This is a genomic window from Paracoccus benzoatiresistens, assembly GCF_026913015.1.
Lineage (GTDB): Bacteria > Pseudomonadota > Alphaproteobacteria > Rhodobacterales > Rhodobacteraceae > Paracoccus > Paracoccus benzoatiresistens.
On sequence record NZ_JAPTYD010000037.1, the window covers coordinates 26439 to 34309 of the forward strand.

Genomic DNA, 7871 nt, shown 5'->3' on the forward strand with positions numbered 1-7871 from the left:
ATACAGTTTCAAGCGGCCTTATGACAGAACTGCTGAAACGGACGCCGTTCGGGCCTGAGCTGGCTCTTGCGGATTATGTTGACAATCTCGACGCTGGCGATGGTCGATGCAGCTGAGGTCAAGCTCTTGAAGCCCAGTATGGGATTCGCCCGGCGCTTGATGAAGCCGTAGGCCTGTTCCACCAAGTTGTTAACTGGCATGAATAGGAGTGACATCCCAAAACAGCGATTGGTCGCGGTAGACTAGCGCTGCAGGGTGCCTCGGTGTGGCCTGACTCGAACACTGATCGACCGGCGTGTCTTTCCTTGGACCAGTCGGCCGCCCGAGCACGCCTTGCGGTGAGGCATAGCCTGGGACCTTACCTGTGACCCGAGAAGGGCCTGACCATATCGGTTTCGTGACTGTCCAGTCCATGCATCAACCCGGGCTCTGCCAGCAGACAATTGTAGACCGAGAGGCGAGGCATGGACGGAACAAACAGCACGGCAGCCGGCATCACTGGCAGCGTCGATACCCACAAAGAGCTTCATGTTGCCGCGGTTGGCCGAGGCACACAAAACGGGGTTCACCGATGAGCACCGGCTACACCGCTTCGCCCTGCACCTGCCTGTCAAGGCAGAACTCGACTGCCGCCGCGCCGAGCGTCAGAAGGCAAGGATAAGCAGGAGACGAGGACGTCGCAGAAATCGGCTGCTCACGAGTGCGCGACACAGGAGAGGACAACATCCTGCCCTGGTCAAAAATGATAAGGCACCCTCGACGCCTGTAACGCCGGATCGTCGTACCCAGAGTGCAGCAGCTGCTTACTGGGAGCATGGCTGGATCTGCTGCCGAGAAGCCATTGGCAAGAGAGCATGGGCGTGTCACGCTGCCGATATAGAAATTTGAATCTTTGGCGATCTTGTCTTTGCAACCTTGGAGACAAGATGCTCATGGAAAACACGAGGACTTATCATGACTGATGAACGTACAAGACGGATCCAGGAACGGGCGCATTCCATATGGGAGCAGGAAGGCCGCCCCCATGGCCAGGATGCGCAACACTGGTCGCAGGCGGAATACGAGATCGACGCGGAAGACGCTGCAGGGGCATCTTCCCCGGCCGGCACGACGGCTATGCGCCGCGGCTCGAAGCGGAGAGCCGGAGCGAAAACAGTTGCAAACACATCGAATGCGGGCCGGGAACAAACAACCGATACGACAGCTGAGGTCTTGACGGAGGAGCCGGCAAGAACCAAGGGCCGCAAACCGAAAGCGGTAACGGAAGACGGCACAAAGGCGCCGAAGGCAGCACGAGGACAGAAAGCAAGGGCTGTGCCCGAGGAGGCGACGGGCAGCTCAACGGCAGCCGGGGATGCTGAGCCTAAAGTTACCACTGTCGCGGAAGAGAATATCGATCCCAATAGGGAAGCGCCTCAGGATGCGGGGCAGATCGAAGAGCCCGTAGTGGCTCCCAAAGCCTCCCGCATGGCTGAATGAGGTCTTCCACTCGGCTGCCCATAAAGATGGCGTCGCATTTTGACACTGCGTGAAAAGCGAACGCATGTCCTTCTCGGGAAACCTTCGCAGCTCGGAGCGGCAGCGAAGGTCTTTCAAGTGGGTGGTATCGGTCCCACGGGGCATACCGTAAGTATCGGGTGGTTGTTTATCCCCAGGGATCGCCAGCGACTTCATCATCTTGACGGGATTTGTCTCTTCGTCGATCCTGGACTTCGAAGGATTGATAGCTTGGCTCATCGGGATTTCCGAAGGCCAGCCACTCCCGAGATGACAGGTTCCTCCGCCTTGCCCCGTTGATCGCCGTTACCGGCCATAGGGGTTGAGGTTGGTCAATGCGCTCGGCACCAGAGGCTGTCATCCTCGCCAGAATTCTTGGAGGAGCAACATGGCGGTGGTAATCGGGAGGGCGACGGCGAGATCGGCGGAGGCGTGCCGGATCGCCCGGCCATGAGGGGCCCGCCCGCCAGAACGGGACCGGTGTTTCGCGTCAAGGCCCTGTCCAAGACTTATCGCAGCGGGCTTCTGGAAGTGCATGCGCTGCGTTGCGTCGACTTCGAGGCGGCACAGGGTGAGTTCGTCGTGATCCTTGGGCCGTCCGGGTCGGGCAAGTCGACGTTTCTCAACATCGTCGGCGGACTCGACCGGGCGAGTTCCGGCGAGGTCTGGTTCAAGGATCACCAGCTGACTGCGGCGAGCGAGGCCGAACTGACGCGCTATCGGCGCGATCACGTGGGGTTTGTCTTTCAGTTCTACAATCTCGTCCCAAGCCTGACCGCACGCGAGAATGTCCAGCTGGTAACCGAGATCGCGCACAATCCGATGCCCGTCGATGATGCGCTGGCGCTGGTGGGGCTCAGCGAACGCCGCGACCATTTCCCGGCGCAGCTGTCCGGGGGTGAACAGCAACGCGTCGCTATCGCGCGGGCCATCGCGAAACAGCCCGAGGTGCTTCTGTGCGACGAGCCGACCGGCGCGCTTGACAGCCGGACCGGCATTCGCGTGCTCGAGGCGCTGACCGAGGTGAACCGCGCGGTCGGCGCGACCACGCTGGTCATCACCCACAATGCCGCGATCCGCGATATCGCCGACCGCGTGGTCCGATTTGCGGACGGGCGCATTGCCGAGGAATCGCGCAATGCGGCAAGGAAGACACCGGCGGAGGTCTCATGGTGATCTCTCCCCTCCGCCGCAAAGTCCTGCGCGATCTCCGCCGCCTTGGGGCGCAGGCCCTGGCCATCGCACTGGTCCTTGCCGCCGGAGTGGCGACGCTGATCCTCGGGAACGGCGCGCTGGACGCGCTGACCGAGACACGGGCACGCTACTATGCGGACAGTCGCTTCGCTGATGTCTTCGCCGACCTCACGCGCGCGCCAATCGCGCTGATCGATGAGATCGAGCTGATCGACGGCGTGCTGCAGGCGGAAGGGCGGATCGTGAAGGTCGGGCTTCTCGACCTGCCTGCCATGGCCGAACCGGGATCGGTCCTGTTCGTCTCGCTTCCGGGGGAGGGAGGGCTCAACCGGCTGCATCTGCGCCGCGGCCGGATGCCCGACCCGCTGTCGGCGGACGAGGTGGTCGTGTCCGAAGGCTTTGCCGACGCCCGCGGGCTGGGTCCGGGTGACCGGCTGCCGGTCCTGATGAACGGCCAGCGGCGGGAGTTGCGGCTGACCGGCACGGCATTCTCGCCCGAGTTCATCTATGCGCTCGGCCCCGGCGACATCATGCCGGACCCGCGCCGGTTCGGCATCGTCTGGATGCCGAGACACGGACTGGAGAGCGCTTTCGACCTCAGGGGGTCGGTTTCGAGCGTCGTGGCAAAACTGGTCCCGGGCGCCAATGAAGCCGCGGTGATCGAAAAGATCGACCGCCTCCTTGCGCCCTATGGCGGGGCGGGGGCCGAGGGACGCGAGGATCAGGTTTCCCATGCGTTTCTTGATGCCGAGATCAAGCAGCTCGGCGCCATGGTCAAGGTCCTGCCGCCGATCTTTCTGCTGGTGGCGGCGATGCTCGTGAACATGACGCTGATGCGGCTCGTGGCACTGGAACGCGAGCAGATCGGACTGCTGAAGGCCATCGGGTATGGGTCCCGAGCCATCGCAATGCACTATGTCGAGTTCGTGCTGGCCATCGCGCTTGCCGGTATCGCCATCGGCCTTGTCGCGGGCGCTTGGCTGGGCGCGGGGATGGCGCAGATGTATGCGCGCTTCTTCTCGTTTCCCTTCCTTGTCTTCTCTCGGGACCCGCAGGTCTATGGGCTGGCTGCCGTTGTGACGCTTGGCGCGGCTGTCGCGGGGGCAGTGAGGGCGGCGCGATCGGTCGTCGCGCTGCCGCCCGCCGTTGCCATGACCCCGCCCGCGCCGGTTGCCTATCGCAGGAATGGCGGCTGGCTCAGGCGGCTGCTGGGGCTTCGCCAGACCGGGCTGATGGTCGCCCGCCATCTCTGGCGCTGGCCGCTCCGCACCGGCTCGTCCGTCCTGGGCATCGCCATGGCGGTGGCGATCCTCGTCGCCTCGCTCTGGTCCTTCGGCTCGATCGAACACATGATCCACGTCACCTTCGGGCGTAGCGAACGGCATGACGCGCAGATTGTCTTCGGCGACCCGCTTCCGGCTTCCGCCGCTTTCGATGCGCGCACCCTGCCAGGGGTGATGGTGGTCGAGCCGTTTCGTGCGGTCACGGCCCGACTTTCGCATCGCAACCTGTCGCGCAAGCTCACGATCATCGGAAAACCACCCGAGCCGCACCTGTCGCGCACGGTGGCGCCCGACCTCAGACCCATGGCCATGCCCGAGGCGGGTTTGATCCTGTCCGAGGCGCTGGCCGAGGCGCTGGACGTTCGTCCCGGCGACCTGGTGGAGGTCGAGGTGCTGGAGGGTCCTCGTCCGGTCTTGGTCCTGCCGGTCAGCGGCCTTTCCGTCGGCTATGTCGGGCTGTCCGTCGCCATGGACATCGGTGCGCTGAACCGGATCATGCGCGAGGGCGCCATGATTTCGGGCGTGAACCTTCAATTGGATCCGGCGTTGCAGTCCGACTTCTACGCTGCCGCGCGTGAAACGCCACGGACCGGCTTTGTTGGGGTCAGGGAATTGACGGTCAACCGTTTCCGCGAGACTCTGGCGGACAACATCACGATCATGGTGACGGTCTATGTGGCGCTTGCCGGGATTATCGCAGTGGGTGTCGTCTACAATTCTGCCCGCATCGCGCTTTCCGAGCAGGGGCGCGAACTTGCAAGCCTTCGCGTCCTCGGCTTTACCAGAAGCGAGGTCGCGGGGATCCTTTACCGCGAACTGGCGGCTGTCGTCCTGATCGCGCAGCCCCTTGGGTGGCTGATCGGTTACGCCATCGCCCAAGCCATGGTGGCGGCGTTTTCCTCCGACCTTTACCGCGTGTCCCTGGTGATCGGCCGCGAGGTCTTTGCCGTGGCAAGCCTTGCTGTCCTGGCGGCCGCCTTGGTTTCGGCCGCGCTGATCCGGGGCCGTATCAACCGGCTCGACATGATCGAAGTGCTGAAGACAAGGGAGTGACCCATACGCCGCCTTCCCTACATCCTTGCTATTGTTGCCGTCGCGGGCCTTCTGGTCTGGGCGCTCCTGCCCAAGCCCGTGCCGGTCGAACTTGCCCAGGTTGCGGCGCGCACCTTCGAGGTCACCGTCGAGGAGGAGGGTGAGGCGCGCATCCGAGAGGTGTTTACCGTATCGGCAACGATCGCGGGCAAGCTGCACCGCATCGATCTACATGCAGGCGACGAGGTCCTTGCTGGCAAGACGGTCGTGGCCTCAATCGGCCCCGCCGCACCTGCGCTTCTGGATTCCCGGTCGCGCGCCGTGGCCGAGGCGACCACGGCCGCCGCCCGCTCGGCCGTGGACCTTGCCCGCGCCCAGCTTGCCCAGGCCGAAGCGACGCTCAACTTTGCCAGCTCCGAGGCGGAGCGGGCGCGCGTCCTTCACGAGCGGGCAGCGCTGCCCAAACGGCTTCTGGACAATGCCCTGCTGGATCAGCGTACGGCTGAAGCCGCCGTCGACAGCGCCCGCGCCAACCTTTCCGTGCGGGAACGCGAGCTGGAGAGCGCGGCCGCCGTTCTGAGCGGCAGTGACGACGCCGGTCCCGATCCATGCTGCGTCACGCTTGTGGCCCCCGTTTCGGGGCGGGTCCTGCGGGTCCTGACGGAAAGCGAACAGGTGGTGCAGCCTGGAGCCCCGATCCTGGAGATCGGCAATCCCGCCAATTTGGAGATTGTCGTTGACCTGCTGTCGCGCGACGCGGTGCGGGTGCGCGAGGGGTCCCAGGCAAGGATTACCGGCTGGGGAGGCGACCCCTTGCCCGCCCGTGTGGCACGGGTGGAGCCATCTGCCTTCACAAAGGTCTCGGCCTTGGGGATCGAGGAGCAGCGTGTGGCGGTGATCCTCTACCTCCAGGGCGACCACTCTGCCCGTCGCGCCCTGGGACATGGCTTTCGCGTCATCGTCGAGATAACGCTCTGGCGTGGCGAAGGCATCCTGTCGATCCCTGTCGCGGCCTTGTTCCGCGACGGGTCGGACTGGGCGGCCTTTGTCGTCCGGGACGGCCGCGCCCGGTTGCAGCCAATCACGCTTGGCGAGCGGAGCGATGAGTTTGCGCAGGTTCTTGGCGGGCTATCAGCCGGCGATCAGGTCATCCTGCGCCCATCGGACCGCATTGCCGAAGGAACGCGCGTGCAGGCGATCACGGGAGGATGAGCACGCGAAGGCTCGGCCATGGGCGAAGGTTCGCAACCCTGTTTCCGGGTTTCCCTTATGTACAGGTGATGATGTGGCGGCACCCGCCCGACGGCACTGCGACGTGCCAAGATGGTGCTGTTGACGTTTCCGGAAAGGGACGAGGCGCCATGGCCGCAGCCCTCCCGTCATTGACGACGATCAATGCGGCACTGACGCGCGGCGCAGAGAGTCTGAGAATGTCGGCCTGCGTCGGGTGGAGCAGATGGTTTCCCAGCAAGGTGAGAGATTTTCCGACCGCGCCGAAGCGGGGCGGCAGCTGGCTGCCCGCCTCGCCGCGATGAACATCAAGCAGCCCGTCGTCTACGCGCTTCCGCGCGGCGGCGTGCCCGTGGCTCTCGAGGTCGCCCGCGCGCTTGGCGCCCCGCTGGATCTTATTTTCGTCCGCAAGATCGGCGCTCCGGGAGCGCCCGAGGTGGCACTCGGCGCCGTGGTCGATGGCGCATCGCCTCAGACCGTCATCAACGAGGAGGTTCGCCGCCACTCGCGCGCCAGCAACGATTATCTCGAGCGCGCCCGCGCGCATGAACTGCAGGAAATCGAGCGCCGGCGGGCACGGTACCTGGGCGACCGCCCCCAGGTGGACCCCAAGGGCCGGACGGTCATCATTGTCGATGACGGCCTCGCCACCGGGGCGACGATGAAGGCGGCGCTGATCGCGATGAAGCGGCAAGGGGCGTCACGCATCTGCGTCGCCGTGCCGGTGGCCCCGGCAGAGGTTCTTGCCGAGATGAAGGCGCTGGCCGACGATGTCATCTGCCTGAACCCGGTGCGGGTGTTCTATGGCGTCGGCGCCTTCTACGACGATTTCCACCAGCTCACCGACGAAGAGACTGTGGGCCTTCTGCGACAGATCTGGTCGGCAACGGGTGGGCCGGCGCCGGACACAGCCATCTTGCGCCGGGCGATCGCTGTGCCGCCACTCGGCCTTCCTGGCGAACTTGCTGTGCCACAGGCAGCCCGGGGCTTGGTCCTCTTTGCCCATGGCAGCGGGTCCAGCCGTCTCAGCCCCCGCAACAGAATGGTGGCCGACCAGCTGAATGCGAACGGCTTCGCAACATTGCTTTTCGACCTTCTGACAGCAAACGAGGCTGCCGACCGCCGCAATGTCTTCGACATTCCGCTGCTCGCCGAGCGGATTGTCGAGGGGGTCGTTTATGCCAGCGGAGAGCCGGATATCGCCGACCTGCCGCTCGGGCTCTTCGGCGCCAGCACCGGCGGGGGCGCCGCGCTTGTGGCTGCCGCCGAACTCGGCAGCCGGGTCGGTGCAGTCGTGTCGCGCGGCGGACGTCCCGATCTCGCCGGTGCACGGCTTGCCAAGGTGAAGGCCGCGACGCTGCTGATCGTGGGCGGGGACGATACGCATGTGATCGAACTGAACCGCCAGGCCGTGGCGCATCTCCGCGGCGACAAGCTGCTCAGGATCGTGCCGGATGCCGGTCACCTGTTCGAGGAACCGGGAAAGCTTGAAGCCGTGGCGCAGCTGGCCTGTGCGTGGTTTGAGCACTACCTGCCCGCGCCAAGGGAACTGAAGCCGGCGCAGGCAGTGCCTGTTCCGGACAAGGCGGAAACGCTCGTCCAGGCACTCCGGCGCCTGGCGCAGCCTTTGCCCGA

Annotated in this window: 5 protein-coding genes and 1 pseudogene; 5 read left to right on the plus strand and 1 reads right to left on the minus strand. The window is 64.8% G+C overall.

The features are described 5' to 3' along the window. Nucleotides 1-8: 8 nt before the first annotated feature. Nucleotides 9-194, minus strand: a pseudogene (locus OU682_RS17640) (IS6-like element ISPmar1 family transposase); the annotation flags it as partial. A gap of 760 nt (nucleotides 195-954) precedes the next feature. On the opposite strand from OU682_RS17640, the gene OU682_RS17645 reads away from it, so the two are divergent. The 5 genes from OU682_RS17645 to OU682_RS17665 form a co-directional block, all read left to right on the plus strand. Beyond that, complete coding sequence (locus OU682_RS17645) at nucleotides 955-1479, plus strand: DUF2934 domain-containing protein (RefSeq protein ID WP_268943506.1); 525 nt, start codon at nucleotides 955-957, stop codon at nucleotides 1477-1479. Between the two features lie 468 nt (nucleotides 1480-1947). Beyond that, nucleotides 1948-2673: an ABC transporter ATP-binding protein gene (locus OU682_RS17650; protein WP_268943512.1), complete on the plus strand. Its 726-nt coding sequence runs from the start codon at nucleotides 1948-1950 to the stop codon at nucleotides 2671-2673. After that, entirely contained in the window at nucleotides 2667-5027 is a 2361-nt protein-coding gene (locus OU682_RS17655) for an ABC transporter permease (RefSeq protein ID WP_268943507.1), read from the plus strand. The genes OU682_RS17650 and OU682_RS17655 overlap by 7 nt, the downstream gene beginning before the upstream one ends. A gap of 78 nt (nucleotides 5028-5105) precedes the next feature. Then, nucleotides 5106-6218: an efflux RND transporter periplasmic adaptor subunit gene (locus OU682_RS17660; RefSeq protein WP_268943508.1), complete on the plus strand. Its 1113-nt coding sequence runs from the start codon at nucleotides 5106-5108 to the stop codon at nucleotides 6216-6218. 244 nt (nucleotides 6219-6462) lie between these two features. Next, the coding region (locus OU682_RS17665) for a phosphoribosyltransferase (RefSeq protein WP_268943513.1) at nucleotides 6463-7871 on the plus strand (1409 nt) is incomplete at its 3' end.

What these genes read in the sequence shown, in the direction of transcription:
- OU682_RS17645 (WP_268943506.1), top strand. Translation starts at nt 955, where the DNA reads ATGACTGATGAACGTACAAGACGGATCCAGGAACGGGCGCATTCCATA.
- OU682_RS17650 (WP_268943512.1), top strand. Translation starts at nt 1,948, where the DNA reads ATGAGGGGCCCGCCCGCCAGAACGGGACCGGTGTTTCGCGTCAAGGCC.
- OU682_RS17655 (WP_268943507.1), top strand. Translation starts at nt 2,667, where the DNA reads ATGGTGATCTCTCCCCTCCGCCGCAAAGTCCTGCGCGATCTCCGCCGC.